The following is a 21787-nucleotide window of genomic DNA, read 5'->3' on the forward strand; positions in this document are numbered from 1 at the left end:
AACCGCCGATGCTGACCTTTCTGGCTAGACGGCTTTTTGTAATGGTGCCGACACTGATTATGATCAGTGTTCTGGTGTTTGTGATCATTCAGCTTCCCCCCGGGGATTTTCTGAGCACGTATCTCAACGAGCTGCAGTCACAGGGTGAGGCGGTTGATCCGGCAAAAATCGAATTCTTAAAGCACCAATACGGCCTTGATCAGCCGCTTTACGTACAATATTTTGATTGGGCTTGGGGGCTTTTGCACGGCGATCTTGGCTTTTCATTCGAATATAACCTGCCGGTGACCGAAGTTGTCGGCGACCGGCTATGGTTGTCGCTGGTTCTGAATTTCAGCACCATTTTGTTCATCTATATCGTCAGCTTCCCAATCGGCATTTATTCCGCCACCCGGCAATATAGCTGGGGCGATTATGGTTTTACGCTGCTTGGTTTCCTTGGCCTCGCGATGCCAAACTTCCTGTTTGCTTTGATATTGCTGTATTACGCCAATGTGGTGTTTGGCACCTCAATCGGCGGGCTGATGGATCCGGAATTCATCAATCAGGGTTGGTCGTTTGCCAAGATCATGTCCGTTGTCGAACATTTATGGGCGCCGGTGCTCGTCATCGGGACATCGGGAACAGCATCCATGATCCGGCGCTTGCGCGCCAATTTGCTTGATGAGTTGGGCAAGCAATATGTGGTCACCGCCCATGCCAAGGGCCTGTCACCGCTCAAGGTGCTGTTTAAATATCCGCTGCGCATGGCGCTTAACCCGTTCATTGCCGATATTGGCAATATCCTGCCGCAGGTGGTTTCGGGTTCGGTCCTTGTATCGGTTGTCATGTCCTTACCGACAACCGGGCCGATGTTGCTGACTGCCTTGCAAAGTCAGGACATGTACCTTGCTGGTTCGTTCCTGATGTTCCTGGCCCTTCTGACGGTTGTGGGGATGTTTGTTTCCGACGTGTTACTGGCCTGGCTTGATCCACGCATTCGATTGCAGGGAGGGGTCGGCAAATGAGCAGTGACGAAGAAAAGCGCAACGCGCATTTTGTCGATAAAGCACCCTTTAATCCCTATGAACGCGATGCCCTGACGCCAGAACAGGAAAAATACTATCTGGCATCGCAGTGGCGTTTGACGTGGTGGCGCTTAAAACGCCATCGGTTGGCCTATGTCTCACTGATCATTTTGGCTGTGATGTATGCGTCGGTGTTTATTGTCGAATTCATCGCACCTTATGCGCAGGAAACCCGCAATTCGAACTTTATCCATCATCCGCCGCAATCCATTCACCTGTTCCATGACGGTGAATTTGTTGGGCCATTTACATATGGCACGGATTTCTCTGTCGATATGGAAACGCTTAAACCGAACTACGTCCCAAACATGGACCGGGTTGATCGGCTTCGGTTCTTTTGCTCTGGCGATGATTACGAATTCTGGGGCCTGATTAAAACCGATTTTCATTTCGTATGTCCGGCGCAAGACGGCACCTTGTTTGTCTTTGGCACTGACCGACTTGGACGCGATATGTTTTCACGCATCATTTATGGTGCGCGGGTCTCGTTGACCATCGGTCTTGTCGGCATTACCGTCAGTTTCTTCCTTGGGATCGTGATTGGCGGGGCGGCAGGCTATTACGGTGGTTGGGTTGATGCAACCGCGCAGCGCGTGATCGAGGTGATCCGTTCCTTGCCAGAAATCCCGCTTTGGATGGCGTTATCAGCAGCCTTACCGGTCACCTGGAGCCCGATCCTGATCTATTTCGGGATAACGATCATTCTGGGGCTGATTGACTGGACCGGGCTTGCACGTGCGGTACGTTCCAAGCTTCTGGCTCTGCGAGAAGAGGACTATGCGCTTGCCGCCCGTCTGATGGGTGCCAAGCCTAAACGGATCGTTGCACGCCATCTTCTGCCAAACTTTGCCAGCCACTTGATTGCATCCGTAACCCTGTCGATCCCCAACATGATCCTTGGTGAAACTGCGCTTAGCTTCCTAGGGCTGGGCCTGCGCGCACCGGTGACAAGTTGGGGCGTGTTGCTCAATGATGCGCAAAACATCAACGCGGTTGCGGTTTATCCATGGCTGATGTTGCCTGTGGTGCCTGTGGTGATTGTTGTTCTGGCGTTTAACTTCCTGGGCGACGGCCTGCGCGATGCAGCTGATCCCTACAAGAATTAGGCGGGATTAAGCAGCGTTCATTTACACCAAAGGGCAGCTGAGAGAGCTGCCCTTTGGTGTCTGTATAAGCTTGGTCTATGGGTGCGTTATTTCTTATGCAGCCACAGGCTGGTCTCTATCGCTCCCCTTGGCAGATGGATGCTCTTTGCCGGTGACGCATCGACAAGCTCTTGAAGCCTTGTCGTCGCATAGGCACTCGACCACAATATTTCAAAGCCGTTCCCGGCCAGAAGGGACGCGACACCCTGTTGTTCGTTATATCCGCGCCACTGCCATTCTGACGGATAATCATCGGGCAAGGTGATGTCGTGGATATGAAGGATCGTGCCGCTGGGCAATGTCGGGATAACTGATGAGAACAGCAAATCAACATCGGTGCCGGGCATCAGAATGTGGCTTGAATCAATCGACAGGATATCGGCCCCTTCGATGGTCTCAAAAACTGTCTGGTCGGCCTTTTGCACGATGGTTTTCTCAACCGTAATCGGCAGTTCGGCAATATCGGCGCGTGGTGCCGGGTCAATTGCGTGAAACGCGGTTTCAAGGTCACCGTCACGGATTGCACGGTGATAGAACCGGGTTGAATGACCCGATCCGATTTCAACAATCCGCTTGGGACGAAATTCACGCGTCATGACATAGGCCATCATGCCATCAAGGCGCGGGAACCAACTTTGCTGCCAGCGCGGTTCGGGCGGCACGGCATCGTTTAGCGTATCAAATATGCTTTGGTATTTTTCCGCCTTGGTCAGCCATGCTTTCATGGTTGGTGCTGCATGATCCATCATGCGTTCAATCGCCGGGTATGTCGGTTTCCCAACTGCCTTGGCGGTTTCATCGGCATAGCGATACGGGATGAAATATCCCGCAGGTGAACTACCAAACAGGGTTTTCAGACCGAATTTCCAGCGGCGTATTCGGCGTGATAACGGCATTGACGTCATGAAGGCTCCCGTTTGGCGGATTTGTTTGTGTTCATTGAAAATCTGTCAGTCACAGAATGTTTTGTCCTCGCCGCGCCAACTTTGCATAAGCCAGAAGGCAAATACCAGCGCAATCCCTGAAAGTCCGGCCATGGCGTAATAGGCGTGCGATCCGAAATGTTCATACAGCGGTCCGGATGCCCAGATGCTGCTGCCCAGAAATACCCCCATCGACAAGGTCGCCATCAAGCTTTGTGCCGAGGTCGCCAATTGCTGCGGAATGGCCCGTGCGATAAAGCTGACGGCTGCCAGATGGGTGATGCCAAAGGTCATGGCGTGTAACGGCTGTACAAGCACAATCATCCAGAATGCATCACTGCTGCCCAGCACAATCCAGCGCACAATACCCGCTGTTGCACCAAGGGCAAAAAGGATCCCCGGATGGCGGCCGCGCACAAACTTGCCCGCAACTGCAAACAGCGCGATTTCGGCAATCACCCCGATGGACCAGAATGTACCGATCATTTCATGGGAATAACCAACCGTTTCCCAATGGACAGAAGCAAAGCTGTAATAAGTTCCGTGGGACCCTTGGGCAAAGCCGATACAGCCAAGATAGATCAGGAAAACTGGCTTGCGCAGTAGATAAATAAGTGAGGAGCCGGACCGTAAAGAACGGTCTGTTTGCGGATCGGGCATGCGAGTTGTGATGGCAAAATTGACAATGCCAGCAACAAATAGCATCCAGACAATCCATGTGGTCGAGGTTCCATCTAGAACCCAACCCGCACCATAGGATGCAAAAATAAACGCAAGTGATCCCCAAAGCCGCACGCGCCCGTAATCAAGATCGCGGGTTTTGCATTCATGCACGGTAATCGTCGTGCCGAGTGGCAACAGCGGGGAGAACGTAAAGCCAATGACCACCGATAACCCGGCAAGCCACCAAAAGTTGCTTGAAACCGGAAACGCCAGAACGGTCAGGACATAAATACCCGCCAGCCACATCATGGGTGTTTTACGATTGCCCGTATGGTCGGCGCGCTGGGCAATCAATGGATCGGCAAACACCCGCACCCAGTTTGGCAGCGACAGCAAAATACCAATTTCACCCGCCGACAATCCTTGCGCCTTCAACCACACCGGCCAATAGGGCAGGAAAACACCTTGGATCAGGAAAAGCCCGACGAAAAACAGCGCAAGGATCGTTGCTGTTTGCATCCGTTCGGACGATTGCAGGGGGAGTTTTCCGCGCATACTCATGCCGTGATTTTCCGCCGTTTCAGTCCGCGAATGATGAACCGTGCTGGATGGATCGCATGCATCAGCTGTTTTTCCAATGGCAGGGGCATGGCGCAAATCTCACTGGCAAGAATTTCGGCGGCAAGCGGGGCGGCAATCAAACCGCGCGCCCCAAATCCGGTACAGATATACACGTCCTTGTAGTAGGGCGCATTGAAATATCGCGCGTAATTTTTACCTTTGTCCAGATCGGGATAGGCCAGTAGAAAGGCATCATAATCAGGGGCCGGACCAACAATGGGCAAATGATCAGTTGTGACAGTACGAAGGGCCGCACGCCCCCCAAGATCGCCGGGCGAAAGCACCTTTGCCACATCGGGTAACACATCGGCCAGTTGGGCAATGTTAACCGCATGGTCGCTTTCGCGCAGATCTGTTCGTGTGTCATCACGTGCAAATGTTGCCCCGAATACATGAACACCTTTGCGCGCCGGGGTGATGTATCCCTTATGGCTCAACACACAGCGGATGGTCTCGCGGCCATGTGCATCGCTGACAAGGTTTTGCGGAAATGTACTGATCTGGCCGCGCACGGGTTGCATATGCGCGCTAAGCCACGCCGTTTGTGAAAGTTGCCCGGTTTCGGTGGAACCGGCGATGATCACGGCATCAAACGGGCCGTGCTGCACCCCATCACGGGATGTCAAAATCTTGCCCGATGTATCATCGGAAATTGTAACGATTTCTGTGGAAAGATGGATGGAAGTCCCATCAGACAAGGCGTTGACAAAGGACGGTGGATTAACCCAGCCAGCATTCGGGTAAAACAACCCGCCCGCAGGAAGGGGCAAACCAAATGCTGTACTGGCCTCGTCACGGTTAAGGGCTTTGACCAAATCGGGCTTGTCAGGCAGGCGGGCCATCAGGCCATTTTGACGTTCTTGCGTGCGCGGGTCCGTTACCATGGAAAGCACACCACAGAAATCAGCATCAACCAGCCCTGCCTCCGCAAGGCGTTTGATCATGTGATGGCTAAACCGGAACCCGGCTTCGTAAAACCGCCCCATAATCGCGTTATCGACGGTTAAATAGGGTTCGAGCATCGCAACCGCATTGCCCGATGCCGCACTTGCCGTATGGGTATTCTTTTCAAACAGATGGACGTCGCACCCACGGTGTCGCAGGGCTTGCGCACAGGCCGCACCGGCCATGCCAGCCCCGATAACCGCGACTGATTGGTGCGCGTGGGCTTTGGGCAGGATAAACCACGGATCATCGGCAATCTTTAATCCGGTGTCTGGCGGTGCCTTAGCGGGGAGGGTGGCGATGATCATGTTTCGCTTGTGATTGAACCCTTGGAGTTTTCTGACCGCGAATCCAACATCTTTGAGCCCGTCACGCACAATGCGCGCGGAGCTAAAGGTCGCTAGTGTTGCACCATCATCACTTGACGCCGACGCAAGGGCATCAAACAGCTTTGGCTGCCACATGTCGGCATTGCGCGATGGGGTGAAGCCATCAAGGAACCAGCAATCAACCGTACCGTCATAATCACCAAAACAGTCAGCCGCATCACCGATCAGAACTGTCAGACTGATCGCACCCTCGTTAAGGATGAAACGATGGGTGCCGGGTAACATGGTCTCATTCGGCCAGATATCGACAAGTTGGTGTGAGAAATCCGAAAGCTCCGGCCAACTTTGATGGGCACGGATCATGTCGTCGTGCGAAAGCGGGTATTTTTCGACAGTCACGAAATGCAGGCGTTTGGATCGCTTGGGGGCTTGTGTCCAACACTGCCAGGCCGCCAAAAAATTGAGCCCGGTGCCAAACCCGGTTTCCCCAATCGTGAAATTATCGCGCGTTTGCCATGCAGCTGGCAGGTTGTTGCCATCCAGAAAGACATAGCGTGATTCTGCCAGACCATCTTTGGGACTGAAATACACATCGCCAAAATGCGGTGAAAACGGCACATTGCCGTCGCGCCAAGTTATGTCACCGGCAATGGCATCGGTGTTTTCACTCGGCGTACCGGATGTCATGCCGAAAGTACTTCGTCTTGCAGCTCGGGCACTAGGGCGAGTGCTTCACGTACTACCTCTGTCCCGGCCCCTTTGCGGTGTGCATTTTCGCTTAAATACCGGCGCCATTGTTTGGCTCCACGCATCTGTTGAAAAATGCCCAGCATATGACGGGTGACATGACCAATCGTGCCGTTTTCTTCACTAAGATGCTGCTCTATATAGGGCAACATCGCCTCAACTACCTGATGGCGGGTCAGGGGCGGGGTGTCATCACCATAAAACCGCTGATCGACATCCGATAAAACATAGGGGTTTTGATAGGCTTCGCGCCCGATCATTACCCCATCAACGTGTTTAAGATGATTTTCGGTTTCATCAAGGGTTTTGATACCACCATTGATCAGGATTTCCAGTTCGGGAAATTCCTGCTTAAGTTGATAGACCAGCTCATAGCGAAGTGGCGGTACTTCACGGTTTTCCTTCGGCGACAGACCTTTAAGCCACGCCTTGCGGGCATGGACGATGAACGTCTTGCACCCGGCATTGGCAACCGTTTCGGTAAACCGTTTGAGCGACGGATAATCTTCCTGATCATCAATGCCAATTCGATTTTTGACTGTGACTGGCGCCTCGCTGGCCGCAATCATCGATTTAACGCAATCGGCAACGACATCCGGTGTCGCCATCAAACACGCGCCAAACGCCCCATTTTGCACCCGATCAGATGGGCAACCGCAATTAAGGTTGATCTCGTCATAGGCATATTGATTTGCGATGGCACACGCACGCGCCAGATCATCGGGATCACTGCCACCAAGTTGTAAGGCAATCGGATGTTCCGCATCGTTAAAACGTAAATGCCTGTCCACACCGCCATGAATGATCGCACCTGTTGTGACCATTTCGCTATAAAGCAACGTATGCCGACTGATCTGCCGCAAGAAAAAGCGATCATGCCGGTCCGTCCAATCCATCATCGGGGCGACGGAAATACGTCGATTAACAGTCATATCTGTGCCGTCCGTCATCAAATCGGTGTCAATGGGGTTGCCGTCGTCAAGGCGTGGTCTTTATATAGGTTCAATGATTTAGGGTCAAAACCGTTTACATGATGCATGGCTGCATCGCACGGATATCAAAACAGGAATGAACATGGTTACGATTTACGGCATCAAGAACTGCGACACGGTGCGCAAATCCCTGAAATGGTTTGACGCCAAGGGTGTTGAAAACAAACTTCATGATTTCCGTGTCGATGGCATTGATGTCAAAACCATTGCGGGCTGGTTGGATGAAGTTGGTGGCAAGGTGCTGATCAATAAACGCGGGCCAAGCTATCGCAACCTGTCAGACGCCGATAAGGCAACGCTTGAGCAGGGCGGACCAGTGGCGGCGGAAATCCTTGCGGCCAATCCAACCGTGATCAAGCGTCCGGTGGTTGATTTTGGAAACACCCGCACCGTCGCCTATGACGAAGCCCGGTGGGCAGAACTGGCTGGTGTGTAAGGATAATCAAAACATGACCAAACCAGTTGTACGCGGTGTAATCTTTGATTGCGATGGTGTTCTTGTTGATACTGAAACTCTTGCATGTCGTGTCTTGACCGAGCAGCTATGTGGCTATGGTTGCGATATGGATATGCAGAAAACCCATGATCTTTTCATCGGCGGCACACTTGCGATGGTGCCACCCAAAATGAAAGACCTGTTTGGCATTGCCTTGCCAGAAGACTGGCTGTCAGAATGCTATTCGCGGACTTTTACGGCATTTCGCAACGACCTTGAACCCTATGCCGATCTTGCCCCGATCCTTGATCTTCTGGATGCCAAGGGCATCCCTATGGCGGTTGGCAGCAATGGTCCACATGACAAAATGGAAGTGTCATTGGGCAAGGTTGGGCTTAAAGAACGCTTTAACGGCAATATTTGTTCGGCCCACGATGTTGCTAATGCTAAGCCACACCCGGACGTATATTTACTGGCAGCTAAAAAGATAGGTGTTCCGATTTCAGAATGTGTCGTCGTTGATGACAGTCAGAACGGTGTGCGTGCAGGTGCTGCGTCCGGTGCGACCACCATTGGTTTGGTTGATATCACGCCCGCCGACATGCTGCGCGCAGCGGGGGCCGATTACATCGCAAGCGACCATAAAGAGCTGAATGCCCTTCTTGATGATTGGCTAACTGGCAGCTAAGCCTGAATGTATGACGTTTCCAATGAAAAACGGGCAGCCACACTATGTGCTGCCCGTTTTGTCTGACCAAGGTGGTTACTCCCCGATCACGATACCTTCGCGCCGTGGATCGGCGCCACCAATCAGCCCATCCTCGGTGATCATGATGGCATGGATACCGGAATTGAGATCCCGAATGCTGGTCTCAAAGCCTATGTCCTCAAGGGCCGGGGCAAGGTCCTCGGCCCAGGTACCTGCTTCCAGATCAAAGGTACCGAACCGATTGACCAAATGGGGCATGGTGACCGCGGCCTGAGGATGTTGTTGCCAGTCAATCATGGCGATGATTGATTGTGTGACATAGCCAATGATCCGTGACCCGCCGGGCGATCCGGTTGCGATATATGGTTTGTTGTCCTTCATGACGATTGTCGGCGCCATTGAAGAGCGGGGGCGTTTGCCCGGTTCAAGCCGATTGGCGATGGGAACGCCGTCCGTGTGCGTGCGGAAGGAAAAATCAGTTAGTTCGTTATTGAGCATGAAGCCCCGCACCATCAGGCGTGAGCCAAACCCGTTTTCAATCGTGGTCGTCATAGATGCAACGTTGCCGTAGGCATCAACAATGGAAAAATGGCTTGTGCTGGGAAATTCGATGGCGTCGTCGTCAGAAAGGTTCATCGCGTGGCTAAAGGCTGGCGTTCCCGGTGCGACATCTTCAAGGGCTTTATCGCGGTTAAGCTGTTCGGACCTGTCTGCGAGATAGTCCGCGTCAAGCAACCCGGTTAGTGGCATAGGAACGAAATCAACATCGGCCATATAACGCCCGCGATCCGCAAAGGCCAAGCGGGATGCATCCCCAATAAGACGCCAGCTTTCTGCTGAATTCGGACCAAGCGATGCAATGTCATAAGGTTCGAGTAGCCCAAGCGTCTGACCAACCGTGAGGGCACCTGACGACGGCGGGCCCATGCCGCAAACATCATATGCACGGTAGGTCGCGCAAACCGCAGCGCGTTCTTTGACGTGATAACGGGCAAGATCGCTAAGCGATAAAACACCGGGGTTCCAGCTTGCACCGGTGACTTTGGCGACGATGTCTTTCGCAATCTGTCCGGTATAGAAGTTCGTTGTACCGTTTTCGGCCAAATCTTTTAGGGTCGTGGCATATTGTGGGTTTTTTAAAACCGTCCCGACTGTCAGTGGCGCACCGTCTTTGTCAAAGAAATAGCTTTTCGCAACCGGATCACGTGAAAGCTTTTCTTGGTCACTTTCGATCAGTTCTGCTAGTCGCGGGGAAACTGAGAAGCCGTTGGTCGCTGTGTTAATTGCCGGGGCAAGCAAATTTTCCCATGGGAGTTGCCCCCACTTTTCGTGGGCGGATTTCATCAAGGCCGGAGTCCCCGGTGTTCCGACCGACCGTCCACCAACAACTGCATCATAGAATTCAAGCGGTTCGCCGTTTTCATCTTGAAACAGGGTCGGGGAGGCATTTTCCGGCGCGGTTTCACGCCCATCCAGCGTTGTAAGCTTTTCCGAACTGGCATCATAATACACCAGAAAAGCACCCCCGCCGAGGCCCGAGGACTGCGGTTCTACAAGGCCAAGCATTGTCTGTACGGTGACCATTGCATCAATCGCATTGCCGCCACGGCGCAGGACGTCTGCCCCTGCCTGAACTGCAAGCGGGTTGGCCGCCGCGATCATCCAGTTATCGGATGTGATCGACTGGCTAAGCCCGATGCGTTGTGTGCTGCCGGTTTCTGGCGCGACGGCGTCGGTGGCCTGCTGGGCATGTGCCGAGGGTATGGACATGCTGGTTAAGCAAGCAATCGTAATAAAGGACGCAAAGCGGAAAGATCTATTTTTGTGGGGCATATCAACAACCTTTTATCTGGTGAGACACTAAATCCAGAGGTTGTTCATGCTTCCAGAATTTCCACAAAATGGAAAGCGCTTGTTTTCGCCGTTGTCATGCTGCGCTTTTGTTGCCCTTGCGACGTTCCTGAGTGACGAGAGTGACTTCAAGCCATTGCAGGATAGTTTCTGCAACTTTTTCCCAGTTTTTATCAAGCATCATGGCATGCGCAATATCATCAATCAGCGCATAGTCGGCGTTATAGCGCCGGGCAGTCCGATGGATCAACTCGCTTTGGATGATCTCGTCATTGCGTGCGCCAAGAACAAGCATCGACGGTACTTCTGTGGATGACAGGAAAACAGGATTTGCCCCCATCATGTCCATCAACGCCCGATGACTTTCGGTCTCGAGCCGCCCGAAATAGATCATCCCTTCATCTTCGGCGATGTCAGGCGATAGCATCGCACGGCCAAGACGCTCACGCAGCAATGTATGGGGCCCGATGGCCTGTAACCAGAACATCTGGAAAAACAGATCAGGCTGGGCCATCGCCATCATTGCGTTGCTTGCCAAAAGTCCCTCTGGCGGCACGGACGCCAAAAGAACTGCCGCCTCGGCGGTATGGCGTTCAAGATATTTCTGAATGACGTAGCCACCCATCGAATGACCGATCAGGATAGGCTTTTTGCCGAGTGTCTCGACGATTTCTTCTAAGTCCTCGACGTAGTCGTCAATTGAGGCAAGGCTGCGCAATGCGCGACCACCACTGCCGCCATGACCACGAAGAGAGAAGGATATTGTTTCAAACCCCTGATCTGCAAACCAGGTGAGGAAATGCTCGTTCCAGCACCACGCACCAGTATAGGCACCATGGACAAAAACGATTGGGTTTTTGCTTTTGGCTTTGCCAGTCGGGCTGCGGCGAAAGATTTCCAACTCCGGACTCATGGTCGGTCTCCTTGGTAATGGGACGGACGAAAGATCAAGCCTTGTCTGAAAACGTCAATCACATGTTCGCACATGCAGCATGGATAAGTCTATCTTGATCTGGTTTTGAACATTTCAATGCGCAATGATTGTCAGTCTACTTTTGTTTGCATATGATCAAAGTTGATACTGCAATGGGGTGGACCTTCCTGTTTTAGACAATGGGCTGTTCTTATAAAAACAACACAAAGGCGAAAAGCACGGACACATGGTTAAATTATCTGTCGTCGGGATTTTAGCGGGTTTGGACGAAGATGCGCTTACTGATGTGGAGCGCCACATTAACCGGAAAAACTTCTCGGCCGGGGCACAAATGATCGAACCGGAAGCTGACAGTTCAGATGTTTATCTGATCTTGTCTGGTCGGGTGCGGATCGTAAATTACTCGCTGTCCGGGCGTGAAATCACGCTTGAAGAAATCGGGGCAGGCGGCTGTGTGGGACAGCTTTCAGCCATTGATGGGCAGCCAAGATCTGCCTGTGTGTTTGCTGTGAACGACACAGAAGTCGCCATCCTAAGTCCGGCCAATTTTGAAACGGTTGTCAAAAGCCATCCGTCGGTCGGTTGGAACGTCATTCGCGAACTCGCACGCATTGTACGCACATCCACACGGCGCATTGTCGATGTCAGCACCCTTGGTGCCAACGAACGGGTGGTTGCCGAAATCATGCGCCGTGCACAGCAAGTCTCAGACGATACAGGCGCCGCAGTATTGTCACCGGTGCCGGTGCATTCCGAAATCGCCGGACGTGTCAGCACATCGCGTGAAACGGTGGCCCGCGTTATGGGCAGTCTTGGCCGCAAGGGGCTTGTGAACAAAGTCGATAACGGCCTGCATGTCCCTGATGTGCGTCGACTTGAAGAATTCCTGAGTGAGTCAATCCACTAAGCTGCGATCTGCTCTGACTTGTGGCTTTGAGTGAATGTTGCGGATGGAAGGTCATCCCTGAAAATTATTTTCTAATTGTGATGGTTGTCACAGAAATTCGATGATCGCGGGGGTAGTAATAGTCTTGTGACGGACATTTAGATTGTTCGACACATCTCCCCCAAGAGAGTTTACTGGCCGTACATTTTTATGTACGGCCATTTTTTTTGCGTTATCGCATGGCTGTTTTCCCAATCGCCCGGTAATGTTGCGCATGACTTTCGTGGCGTAGCCAAGCAGGAGAAAACTCACCATGCGTATGTCTGTTATTCTGGCGGGGCTGAATGGCGCGATAGCGGTCGGAGTGGGCGCATTTGCTGCCCACGCGATGGCCGGAAGCGACATGGACTATGCACGCAGTCTTGTGGAAAAGGGCGCACATTATCAATTGATCCATGCCGTGGCCCTTGTTGCAATCGCGGCAGTTGTTCGCCATGTGCCCGATGAAAAGCTTTTGCGGACTGCTGCCTATGCCATGCTGGTTGGTATCGTGTTCTTTTGTGGCGCGCTTTACGTGATTGCGTTTACCGGCTTGTCAGTTTTTGGCGCCGTAGCACCCATTGGGGGGATCGCATTTATTGTCGGCTGGTTGTTGCTTGCTGTGGCTGGGTACCGGCAGTTTTCGTCTTAGGCGACGTGCGGGTGTGGGCAGGACGTAATGTCGTCCTTTAAAGGCGGGTGTCATTCCGTTGGAGCAGACACAACCTTCCGGGACCAATAAAAAAAGACGTGCCCAGAAGGACACGTCTTTTTTAAAGTCTGAGTGCAATCAAGTTCCGAAGAACCAGATTACTTCATTTTCGCTTCTTTGAACACGACGTGCTTACGCACGACGGGGTCGTACTTGCGAAACTGGAATTTCTCGGTGGTATTCCGCGGGTTCTTCTTAACAACATAGAAGTAACCGGTATCTGCGGTGCTTACCAACTTTACGAGGATCGAAGCGGGCTTCGCCATGTCTCTGCATCCTGTGTTCAGGTGTATCTCAGGCGCCGGAACATAAAGGTTATCGCCAGACTGTCAAGCCATTTTGGCAAAAAATAATGCATTTTTACTCGACGTCAAAAATGTCCGCGATTTCCTGTTGTCCAGCAAAGACGAGCGTCCTGTAATAAGGGTGGTTTTTGATCAATTCAAGGGCAACTTCAACGTCAAATCCTGTGCCATGCGTATCGGCCGGGCAGACGTCCCGAAGCTGTCGCCGGGTTGCCTCATCCTGATAATCAAGACTGCGCCACTTTGTCATGATCTTGGTGATCTGATCGTGATGGGCCAGTGCATTTGTTACTTGATCGGACGCATTGATTTTCTGCGTCGCTGGTGTACCTGTACAGACCGCCGGGAACAGGCCAATTCGATCAAATGTATAGCCAGAAGGTGCCGTCATGCGTGACCACGTGAACGTAAGCGTACCTTTGTTAGGAAGATCGTTGATGGCCTGAACAGAACCCTTGCCAAAACTGGTCGATCCAATCAGCACGGCGCGATTGCGATCTTGAAGTGCTGCTGCGACTAACTCCGCCGATGATGCCGTGCGCCCATCAATTAACACGACCAGCGGGACGCCAGAACTGACATCACCTGTTTCAGCTTTAAACACATGGCGTGCGGCCATCACGCGCGAGAACGTGTTGCCAATGGGACCGTTTTCCAAAAACAGGTCGGCAACCGCCACACCCTGCTGCAGAAGGCCACCACGGTTGCCACGAAGGTCAAGGATGACCCCCTTGAGCCCGCCAGGACGTAATTGAGCCGTTAGAAGGCTGTCACCAAGGGCAGAAGCCGTCGCATTGTTAAAACTGCTCAGGCGCGCAATCAGCACATTGTCGCGAAACTCGGTAAAGACTGTCCGGTCAATCACCCGTTCACGCACAATCTCCATCGGGATGATTTGTGGTGAACTGGCGGTATTGACCTCCATGCGGACACTGCTGCCTTCTTCGCCATGCAATAGGTCGGCTGTGAACTGGCTGGTCTGGCCATACATGTCATCGCCATTGACCGAGATGATCTCATCACCGGGATGCAAACCGGCCAAATCGGCTGGACTATCAGGATGGACCAGTTTGACCACAGGGTATCCTTCCCCGCCAATCACACGAACCCCGATCCCGATATAGCCATCGCGGCGGTTGCGTGCCGTTTCAGCCTGCTTTGGGCCTTCATAACGGCTGTAGCGATCCAGATTGCGGATCGCACCGCTGATCAATGCCGATTGAATGTCGAGTGTCGAACTGGAACGCAAATATGGCGAATAGGCCCGATATGTACTCAGTCCCTTAATGGTGATCTCTGACCACCCCATCGGGCTGCCGCCACTGTCGGGCGTTTTGGGAAGCTCAATGGTTTGCACCGTTTGCGTGCCATAGTTCAGAACAAGGTCATCAGGGGTAATATTTACCCGAATGTTGTTATCCAGATCAGAAAGGCCATCAAGTGTGTTAACCAGAATCTGTTCACGGCTGATCGGATCAATATAGCGTGTCGCAACCAGTTCAATGGTCTGGTTAAGCAGATCTCGCGTTTGCGGATCATCAACTGATGTTATTGCGGGCTGGTTGGATGTGGCGCATGCTGCTTGCCAAAGACAGGCACCAACAAGTACGACCATACGCAAATGTCTTCGCGGACGGCACGTCAAGGAGCAGGTGTCGGTGATTGGCAAAGCAGCTGTAACCAATTAAATGTTCCGGTTCAAATAAAGTGCCAAGAGGACTAATTCTAAAGGAAAATTGCCATCAGGCCAATGGCTATCCTTTGATCCCCATGGCCCATTGTGTGCCCAGAACAGCTCCCTTGACGAAGGGCAGAATGCCAAGGCACAACACAACAGTTGTCGGCAGCCAGACAACCAATTGAAGTGTCATCGATGGGCTCATGGATTGTTCCATGGTAAGGGCGCCTGACACAACAATGTGTCCCACCAGAAAAATGGTGAAATAGGGCGGGGCATCGTCACAGCGGTATTCGCCAATCGGATGTTCGCAGACGTCGCATTCAGATCGAAGTTTAAGATAGCCGCCAAAAGCAAAACCTTGTCCGCAATTGGGGCATTTGCGGCGAAAACCACGGCGCAGACCTGTCATTAATCGGCTGCCACGGCTTTGGTGTGGGGCGTGGGCGTCAGTCATGGGGCGAGAACTCCGGTTTCTTTTTTGTCCCCTTGATCCGGGGGCTAAAAAGGAGCATTGAAACGTCAAACTATCATCATGATGTTCAATAGCGTAAGCAAGAGAATTCGTTCCAGCTAATTCAGCTCCTGCGCGAACTAAAGATTATTGAACGTTATCAAATACCTGCCAAAGGAGTCGCCCAATGGGAAATGCTGACGATATCGTCGCCAGTCTTAAACAGGACTTCATTGAGGATACCGTGGACCGGGTCGACCGGATTGAAACCACAATTGATCGTATCGCAGGTGGTATGGATGAAGCCGGACCGGGGATTGCCGAATTGCGCCGCGAAGCCCATACTGTAAAGGGACTTGCGGGATCATTTGGTTTTCCACTTGTCGGGGCAATTGCCCATCGTCTGGAAGACTACATTGCCGAATTGACCGAGATTAATGATCTTGAGGCGGCTTCCCTTGTCGATTTCACCAGTTGGATCCGCGAGATCATTGAAAGTGGCACCAACCCGGCTGCGGACGAAGAAACGCGCATTCTTCGCTCTTTGCCGACCCGCAGTGTCCCGACCGAAGATGTTGGAACAAAAAGTGCTGCGGTCACGGCCAATGACAAGGAAGTCCTTTTGGTGACGGCGACGGCTGTACAGGCACGTTTTCTGCAGCGCGAGTTGCGCGAAAAGGGTTTCCGCACCATCACGGCACGCACTGCGGTCGAAGCATTTGAAACCGTTGTGCAATCACATCCTGATGCCGTGATCACAGCCGCCGTTCTTGATGGATTAAGCGGTATTGAACTGATCCGTGCACTGGCTGCGATGAAAACTCTGGCCAATAAAAAACTTGGTTTGCTGACAAGCTTTGATGCCGGTCATCCCGACCTTGAAGGTTTGCCGGGCAATGTCGCGATTATCAGTAACCGTGGCAAACAAACGGCCGACCAACTTGCAAAATTCATCGATACAATGATGTAATAAATGTTTGTGGGAACCAGACAGATGCGAAAAAGGGCGGCCACCTAAACGGGCCGCCCTTTAAACGTCTTAAAAGATGTCTTGGGTCTTATTGCGGTTTGTCGCCGCGTTTTGCATTGCTGCGTGCGACGCGGTCTGACGCGACCATTTTACGCTGCTTTTTCGGGGTTGTTTTCTTTTTACCCCCGGGCTTGGCCGCACCTTTCCCCTTCGACTTTGTCGCTGACGCTCCACCCGGACCAGCGGCATCACGTGGGCCAGATCGGAAACCGGGCTTACTGCCGTGACGGTGGCTGCGATCCCCCGGGCTGCCACGGCGATTTTGCTGGCCGCGACGGCCACTGCGCGGGCGTTCTTCCAGATCGCGTGCGGTGATATCGGCATGCTCGGCCAAACGCAGTGCCAGCGACCCCGTTGCCGCATCAGCATCGGCGATGCGCACAACAACCTGATCCCCCAGACGGAACGTCTTGCCACGATTTTGGCCAACCAATGCGTGGTTGGCGGGGTCGTGAACGTAATAGTCGTCGGGCAGGGTGGAAATCGGTACCAGACCATCCGCGCCGGTTTCCTGCAGCGAAATGAACAGGCCAAAATGCGTGACGCTGGAAATCTTGCCGGGGAATTCGGCCCCGACCTTGTCAGACATATAGGCAGCAACATACCGGTCAACCGCATCGCGTTCTGCCATGGCTGCCCGGCGTTCGGTGCCGGAGATGTCTGCACCGATTTGTTCGAACCGTTCACCTTCTTCTGATGGCAGGCCACCTTCACCAAGTTTCAGTCCGGCAATCAATGCGCGATGAACCAAAAGATCGGCGTAGCGTCGGATCGGAGATGTGAAATGCCCGTATTTGTTCAGTGCCAACCCAAAGTGCCCGATGTTGTCGGGGCTATACATTGCCTGTGACTGACTGCGCAATACCACGGTATTGATCAGTTCGGCCTCTGGCGTGTCTTTGGCTTTTTCAAGGATCTGGTTGAAGTCACGCGGACGCAGAACCGCTGCCTTATTCAGCGTATAGCCAGCCCCTTCAAGGAATTCACGCAGCGCTTCGAGCTTTTCCTCGCTTGGTGCATCATGGATACGATACATGCAAGGTTGTTTGAGGCGTTCAAGTTCCTCGGCGGCACAGACATTGGCCGCGATCATGAACTCTTCAATCAGTTTGTGACTGTCAAAGCGCGCACGCGGTGCAATGGCAACGATCTGACCCTGTTCGTTCAGTTCTATCTTGCGTTCGGGAACATCAAGTTCCAAAACACCACGGCGTTTGCGTGCCTGCAGGAAGGCGTCAAACGTGCCATAAAGCGGTTTGATAACCGTATCGACCAACGGACCCGTTGTATCGTCTGGCTGGCCATCCACGGCGCGCTGAACCTGATCATAGGTCAGACGGGCCGCAGACCGCATCATCCCGCGACAGAACTTATGTCTGAGTTTATGGCCATTCTTGTCGAGCCACATTTCCACGGCCATACAGCCGCGGTCTTCATGCGGAACAAGCGAACACCAACCGTTTGACAGTTCAAACGGCAACATCGGCACCACGCGGTCAGGGAAATAGCAACTATTGCCGCGTTTTACCGCCTCGCGGTCAAGCGCATCGCCCGGGCGCACATACCAGGACACATCGGCAATCGCCACCATAAGGTGCCAGCCGCCTTCGTTTTCCGGGTCGGTGTCGGCTTCTGCCCAGACCGCATCATCAAAGTCGCGCGCATCGGCGCCATCAATGGTAACAAGCGGGATGTTGCGCAGATCTGTACGTTTGTCCATCGGCGTTGCCTTGGACTCACGGGCCTGCAATTCGACTTCTGGCGGGAATTCAAACGGAATACCGCGCGCGTGGATCGACACAAGGCTGATCGACTTTGGTTCGTTGATATTACCAAGGACTTCGGTGATGCGGCCTTTGCGCAATCCGAAATGTTTGCCCGGCAGAATTTCTGTCAAAACCAGCGCGCCACTTTCAAGATCGGGGTGATCGTCAAGTGGCACGGCGATTTCGCCGCTATCCTTGCGGTCTGTTGGCACAACACGGCCTTCGCGCTCGTTCGGTCGATAAAGACCCAGAACGCGTTGAGGACCGCTGCCCAGAACCTTCATGATGCTGGCTTCGTAGGTCTGCTTGCCGGTATAGCGCAACTTGGCGAGGATTTTGTCACCAACGCCCGGTGCACTTGGTCCGCCGCGACGGATTGACTTGACCGTGATTTGCGGCGGTTCGTAGTCGTGCTTCCAGACATTTGGCTTGGCAAGAACTTCGCCGTCGTCATCAATGCCGGTGATTTCAAGAACATCGACCGGGGGCAGGCGGTCAGGTTTATCAAACCGCCGGCGTCCTTTAACGACGTCGCCGCCGATGTTCAGGTTTTTGAGGACCTTTTTAAGTTCAATTTTGGCTGCACCCTTAATGTTAAAGGCCCGCGCGATTTCGCGCTTACCGACCGGGGTCGGGCTCATGCCGATGAACTCAATGATTTCTTCCCGTGTCGGGAAGTGCTTCTTATCGTCTCTATCGTTCGCCAACTTTGCGGCGTCCTTTCAATCGTGTCACCCGAAAAAGGAAGGCGGCGATTACGTCGCCGCCGCCTTTTTCGTGGTTGTCTTTTTCGCTGCAGGTTTCTTTGCAGCTTTCTTTTTAGCGGGGGCTTTCTTGGCCGATGTTTTCTTCGGAGCCGCTTTCTTCGCCGTGGCTTTGGTGGTTTTGCCCGACTTGGCTTCCTTTTCCTTAATCGCCTTGATCGCCATCTCCAGCGTGATGTCGTCACGTTCAACATCGCGGATATTGGCGATGGTCTTTTTGTGCTTCACAAACGGACCCCAGCGACCAACCGCAACAAAGATCGGTTCATTGTCGTCAGGATGCTTGCCAATTTCCGTACCAGCCTTTTCGCGTTTGTCTGCAATCAGGGTAATGGCGCGGTTTTCGCCAATGGTCAAAACGTCATCATCGGCCTTCAGGGACGCAAATATGCTGCCTGCCTGAACATAGGGGCCGAAACGACCAACATTGGCTTTCATTTCTTCACCGGTATCAGGATAAATCCCGACCAGACGCGGCAACGTCAGAAGCTCCTCAGCTTTTGACAGGTCAACCACCGATGGCTCCAACCCCTTGGGCAAAGACGTTCGTTTCGGCTTGACCTTTTTAGGCTTGCCGTTTTTGCCTTCGACTTCTTCTTCTTCGCCAAGCTGGACGTACACCCCGTACGGGCCTTTGCGCAGTGTAATTTCCTTGCCAGTTTCCTTGTCGACACCAAGAACCTTTGGTCCGGCATCAAGTTCGGAATCGCTGCCATTTTCATTGGCAACCAACGGACGGGTGAAATTACATTCTGGATAGTTTGAGCAGCCAAGGAAGGCGCCAAACTTACCCAGTTTCAGGCTCAGCTGACCGTCTTCGCATTTCGGGCATTTGTGTGGATCTTTACCGTCTTCGCGGGTCGGGAACAGATAGTTTTCCAGCATCACCTGAAGCGCATCAAGCACTTCGGTGATTTTAAGTTCCTTGGCTTCGTCAACGTTACCTTTGAACGAAGACCAAAAATCTTTCAGAACATCTTTCCAGGCCAGTTTGCCCATCGAGACTTCATCAAGCTGGTTTTCAAGATCGGCCGTGAAGTTGTACTGCACATAACGTTCAAAGAATTTCGACAGGAACGCTGTGACAAGACGCCCACGGTCCTGCGCGACAAAGCGACGACGCTCCAGCAGAACATAGTTTCGATCCTGCAACACCGAAATGATCGACGCATAGGTCGACGGACGGCCAATGCCGAGTTCTTCCATCTTTTTAACCAGGCTCGCCTCGGTATAGCGGGGCGGCGGCTGGGTGAAGTGTTGATCAATGCTGACTTTGCCAAGATCGGGTTTCTGGCCTTCTTTTAACGGCGGCAGACGGCGGTCTTTTTCATCGTCTGAATCATCATCTTTGCCTTCCTGATACAGTTTCAGGAAGCCGTCAAACTTAACGACCGAGCCATTGGCACGCAAAACAACGTGATTGTCATTCGATGACAGATCAACCGCAACCTGATCAAAACGCGCGTCTTCCATCTGACAGGCGACGGTCCGTTTCCAGATCAGGGTATAAAGGTTCAACTGATCTTTATCGAGGTGTCGCGCCACCTGATCGGGGCGACGGAACAGATCGGTTGGACGGATGGCTTCGTGGGCTTCCTGCGCGTTCTTGGATTTGTTGGCAAAGCTGCGCGCGCTTGCGGGCAGATACTGATCGCCGTAGTCCTTGCCGATCAGGCGACGTGCCGCGGCCAATGCTTCTCCCGACAGGATGACGGCATCGGTACGCATATAGGTGATCAGGCCAACGGTTTCGCCGCCAATATCAATCCCCTCATATAGGCGCTGGGCGAGCTGCATGGTGCGTTTGGCGCCAAAGCCAAGCTTACGCGATGCTTCCTGCTGCAAGGTTGATGTGGTAAACGGCGGCTGCGGACGGCGTTTAACGTCTTTGCGCTCAACCTTGGAAACCGTGTAGCTACGCGATTCGACTTTTTCCTGCGCAATCTTGGCGGCGTCTTCGTTGCCAAGGGCGAGTTTATCGAGTTTTTCACCATTCAAATGGGTGAGGCGGGCCGAAAAATTGCCTTCCGGGATCGTAAACCCAGCTTCAAGCGACCAGTATTCATCGGCGCGAAATGCTTCAATCTCGATTTCGCGTTCGCAAATTAGACGAAGTGCGACCGATTGCACACGGCCAGCCGACCGTGAGCCGGGCAGTTTACGCCACAGAACCGGCGACAGGTTAAACCCGACCAGATAATCCAATGCGCGGCGCGCCAGATAGGCATCGACCAGCTCTTTATTAAGCTCACGCGGATTGGCAATTGCCTCGGTAACAGCCTTTTTGGTGATCTCGTGAAACACGACGCGATGGACGTCACGCCCACGGAGCAATTTTTTCTGCTCAAGCACCTCAAGAATGTGCCACGAAATGGCTTCACCTTCACGATCCGGGTCAGTCGCGAGATAGATGGTGTCGGAGTCTCGTGCCGCTGACGCAATTTCACGGATCTGTTTTTCAGATCGACCGTCTGTTTCCCAGATCATCGAAAAGTCGTTATCGGTATCGACCGAACCGTCTTTGGACGGAAGGTCGCGGATGTGACCGAAAGAGGCCAGCACCTTAAAATCATCACCGAGATATTTGTTGATCGTCTTGGCTTTGGCCGGGGATTCGACGATGACAAGATTCATTACGTTTTTCGTGTCCGGTTCTTGCGCCCGAAGGCGATCATTATGTTGTGCTTCGAATAATCCGAATGAGCGACACATATATATAGTGTATCGGAAGTCCAGACCAGATTGCGCAAATTGCAGCAAATCACAACAATATTTGTCACGCCCGATTTCG

At 52.8% G+C, this 21787-nt stretch carries 18 protein-coding genes; 7 read left to right on the forward strand and 11 right to left on the reverse strand.

Going from position 1 to position 21787, the window contains the following annotated elements; translation table 11 throughout:
• Positions 1-8: 8 nt before the first annotated feature.
• Together AMM48_RS17245 and AMM48_RS17250 are read left to right on the forward strand one after the other, a co-directional pair.
• Complete coding sequence (locus AMM48_RS17245; RefSeq protein WP_102785041.1) at positions 9-1007, forward strand: ABC transporter permease; 999 nt, start codon at positions 9-11, stop codon at positions 1005-1007.
• Positions 1004-2173 (forward strand): ABC transporter permease, encoded by a 1170-nt coding sequence (locus tag AMM48_RS17250; protein WP_022730642.1) that lies wholly within the window; start codon positions 1004-1006, stop codon positions 2171-2173. The genes AMM48_RS17245 and AMM48_RS17250 overlap by 4 nt, the downstream gene beginning before the upstream one ends.
• Before the next feature lie 86 nt (positions 2174-2259).
• Here the strand turns inward: AMM48_RS17250 and AMM48_RS17255 are convergent, their stop codons facing one another.
• The 4 genes from AMM48_RS17255 to dusA are packed head-to-tail and all read right to left on the reverse strand — an operon-like array spanning position 2260 to position 7372.
• Positions 2260-3117: a class I SAM-dependent methyltransferase gene (locus tag AMM48_RS17255; protein ID WP_102785042.1), complete on the reverse strand. Its 858-nt coding sequence runs from the start codon at positions 3115-3117 to the stop codon at positions 2260-2262.
• 45 nt (positions 3118-3162) lie between these two features.
• A complete protein-coding gene (locus AMM48_RS17260; protein ID WP_102785043.1) occupies positions 3163-4359 on the reverse strand; it encodes an MFS transporter in 1197 nt (398 codons plus the stop codon).
• Positions 4356-6380, reverse strand: coding sequence for a bifunctional tRNA (5-methylaminomethyl-2-thiouridine)(34)-methyltransferase MnmD/FAD-dependent 5-carboxymethylaminomethyl-2-thiouridine(34) oxidoreductase MnmC (gene mnmC, locus AMM48_RS17265; protein ID WP_102785044.1), 2025 nt, complete (start codon positions 6378-6380; stop codon positions 4356-4358). The genes AMM48_RS17260 and mnmC overlap by 4 nt, the downstream gene beginning before the upstream one ends.
• Entirely contained in the window at positions 6377-7372 is a 996-nt protein-coding gene (gene dusA, locus AMM48_RS17270; protein WP_102785045.1) for a tRNA dihydrouridine(20/20a) synthase DusA, read from the reverse strand. The genes mnmC and dusA overlap by 4 nt, the downstream gene beginning before the upstream one ends.
• Positions 7373-7514: 142 nt before the next feature.
• Between dusA and AMM48_RS17275 the strand changes: the two genes are divergently transcribed.
• Positions 7515-7868 (forward strand): ArsC/Spx/MgsR family protein, encoded by a 354-nt coding sequence (locus tag AMM48_RS17275; RefSeq protein WP_102785046.1) that lies wholly within the window; start codon positions 7515-7517, stop codon positions 7866-7868.
• Between the two features lie 13 nt (positions 7869-7881).
• Entirely contained in the window at positions 7882-8556 is a 675-nt protein-coding gene (locus AMM48_RS17280; protein ID WP_102785047.1) for an HAD family phosphatase, read from the forward strand.
• Positions 8557-8631: 75 nt separating this feature from the next.
• Here AMM48_RS17280 and ggt read toward each other — a convergent pair whose 3' ends face one another.
• Both ggt and AMM48_RS17290 read right to left on the reverse strand, forming a co-directional pair.
• Entirely contained in the window at positions 8632-10347 is a 1716-nt protein-coding gene (gene ggt / locus AMM48_RS17285; protein ID WP_102785142.1) for a gamma-glutamyltransferase, read from the reverse strand.
• A 157-nt stretch (positions 10348-10504) separates the two neighbouring features.
• Complete coding sequence (locus AMM48_RS17290; protein WP_101300219.1) at positions 10505-11341, reverse strand: alpha/beta hydrolase; 837 nt, start codon at positions 11339-11341, stop codon at positions 10505-10507.
• A 247-nt stretch (positions 11342-11588) separates the two neighbouring features.
• Here AMM48_RS17290 and AMM48_RS17295 point away from each other — a divergent pair, with 247 nt between their 5' ends.
• Entirely contained in the window at positions 11589-12269 is a 681-nt protein-coding gene (locus AMM48_RS17295) for a Crp/Fnr family transcriptional regulator (protein WP_102785048.1), read from the forward strand.
• 292 nt (positions 12270-12561) lie between these two features.
• Positions 12562-12939 (forward strand): DUF423 domain-containing protein, encoded by a 378-nt coding sequence (locus AMM48_RS17305; RefSeq protein WP_102785050.1) that lies wholly within the window; start codon positions 12562-12564, stop codon positions 12937-12939.
• 158 nt (positions 12940-13097) lie between these two features.
• Here the strand turns inward: AMM48_RS17305 and rpmG are convergent, their stop codons facing one another.
• The 3 genes from rpmG to AMM48_RS17320 all read right to left on the reverse strand — a co-directional run bounded on the left by rpmG (position 13098) and on the right by AMM48_RS17320 (position 15439).
• Positions 13098-13265, reverse strand: a complete 168-nt coding sequence (gene rpmG, locus AMM48_RS17310) for a 50S ribosomal protein L33 (protein WP_008890790.1) — start codon at positions 13263-13265, stop codon at positions 13098-13100.
• A 94-nt stretch (positions 13266-13359) separates the two neighbouring features.
• A complete protein-coding gene (locus AMM48_RS17315; protein WP_102785051.1) occupies positions 13360-14919 on the reverse strand; it encodes a S41 family peptidase in 1560 nt (519 codons plus the stop codon).
• A gap of 139 nt (positions 14920-15058) precedes the next feature.
• Positions 15059-15439 (reverse strand): DUF983 domain-containing protein, encoded by a 381-nt coding sequence (locus tag AMM48_RS17320; protein WP_102785052.1) that lies wholly within the window; start codon positions 15437-15439, stop codon positions 15059-15061.
• 184 nt (positions 15440-15623) lie between these two features.
• On the opposite strand from AMM48_RS17320, the gene AMM48_RS17325 reads away from it, so the two are divergent.
• Positions 15624-16406 carry an Hpt domain-containing protein gene (locus tag AMM48_RS17325; protein WP_102785053.1) on the forward strand — a complete coding sequence of 261 codons (783 nt, stop codon included), beginning with the start codon at positions 15624-15626 and terminating at the stop codon, positions 16404-16406.
• A gap of 88 nt (positions 16407-16494) precedes the next feature.
• Here the strand turns inward: AMM48_RS17325 and rnr are convergent, their stop codons facing one another.
• Both rnr and topA read right to left on the reverse strand, forming a co-directional pair.
• Positions 16495-18939 (reverse strand): ribonuclease R, encoded by a 2445-nt coding sequence (rnr, locus tag AMM48_RS17330; RefSeq protein ID WP_102785054.1) that lies wholly within the window; start codon positions 18937-18939, stop codon positions 16495-16497.
• A 48-nt stretch (positions 18940-18987) separates the two neighbouring features.
• Positions 18988-21630: a type I DNA topoisomerase gene (topA, locus tag AMM48_RS17335; RefSeq protein WP_102785055.1), complete on the reverse strand. Its 2643-nt coding sequence runs from the start codon at positions 21628-21630 to the stop codon at positions 18988-18990.
• Positions 21631-21787 lie beyond the last annotated feature (157 nt).

The sequence above is a fragment of the Thalassospira sp. GB04J01 genome, from assembly GCF_000751115.1.
Taxonomy (GTDB): Bacteria; Pseudomonadota; Alphaproteobacteria; order Rhodospirillales; family Thalassospiraceae; genus Thalassospira; species Thalassospira lucentensis.

Excerpts from the sequence above, each read along its gene's own strand:
- AMM48_RS17245 (WP_102785041.1), top strand. The coding sequence starts at position 9 with ATGCTGACCTTTCTGGCTAGACGGCTTTTTGTAATGGTGCCGACACTG.
- AMM48_RS17250 (WP_022730642.1), top strand. The coding sequence starts at position 1,004 with ATGAGCAGTGACGAAGAAAAGCGCAACGCGCATTTTGTCGATAAAGCA.
- AMM48_RS17255 (WP_102785042.1), bottom strand. The coding sequence starts at position 3,117 with ATGACGTCAATGCCGTTATCACGCCGAATACGCCGCTGGAAATTCGGT.
- AMM48_RS17260 (WP_102785043.1), bottom strand. The coding sequence starts at position 4,359 with ATGAGTATGCGCGGAAAACTCCCCCTGCAATCGTCCGAACGGATGCAA.
- mnmC (WP_102785044.1), bottom strand. The coding sequence starts at position 6,380 with ATGACATCCGGTACGCCGAGTGAAAACACCGATGCCATTGCCGGTGAC.
- dusA (WP_102785045.1), bottom strand. The coding sequence starts at position 7,372 with ATGACTGTTAATCGACGTATTTCCGTCGCCCCGATGATGGATTGGACG.
- AMM48_RS17275 (WP_102785046.1), top strand. The coding sequence starts at position 7,515 with ATGGTTACGATTTACGGCATCAAGAACTGCGACACGGTGCGCAAATCC.
- AMM48_RS17280 (WP_102785047.1), top strand. The coding sequence starts at position 7,882 with ATGACCAAACCAGTTGTACGCGGTGTAATCTTTGATTGCGATGGTGTT.
- ggt (WP_102785142.1), bottom strand. The coding sequence starts at position 10,347 with ATGTCCATACCCTCGGCACATGCCCAGCAGGCCACCGACGCCGTCGCG.
- AMM48_RS17290 (WP_101300219.1), bottom strand. The coding sequence starts at position 11,341 with ATGAGTCCGGAGTTGGAAATCTTTCGCCGCAGCCCGACTGGCAAAGCC.
- AMM48_RS17295 (WP_102785048.1), top strand. The coding sequence starts at position 11,589 with ATGGTTAAATTATCTGTCGTCGGGATTTTAGCGGGTTTGGACGAAGAT.
- AMM48_RS17305 (WP_102785050.1), top strand. The coding sequence starts at position 12,562 with ATGCGTATGTCTGTTATTCTGGCGGGGCTGAATGGCGCGATAGCGGTC.
- rpmG (WP_008890790.1), bottom strand. The coding sequence starts at position 13,265 with ATGGCGAAGCCCGCTTCGATCCTCGTAAAGTTGGTAAGCACCGCAGAT.
- AMM48_RS17315 (WP_102785051.1), bottom strand. The coding sequence starts at position 14,919 with ATGGTCGTACTTGTTGGTGCCTGTCTTTGGCAAGCAGCATGCGCCACA.
- AMM48_RS17320 (WP_102785052.1), bottom strand. The coding sequence starts at position 15,439 with ATGACTGACGCCCACGCCCCACACCAAAGCCGTGGCAGCCGATTAATG.
- AMM48_RS17325 (WP_102785053.1), top strand. The coding sequence starts at position 15,624 with ATGGGAAATGCTGACGATATCGTCGCCAGTCTTAAACAGGACTTCATT.
- topA (WP_102785055.1), bottom strand. The coding sequence starts at position 21,630 with ATGAATCTTGTCATCGTCGAATCCCCGGCCAAAGCCAAGACGATCAAC.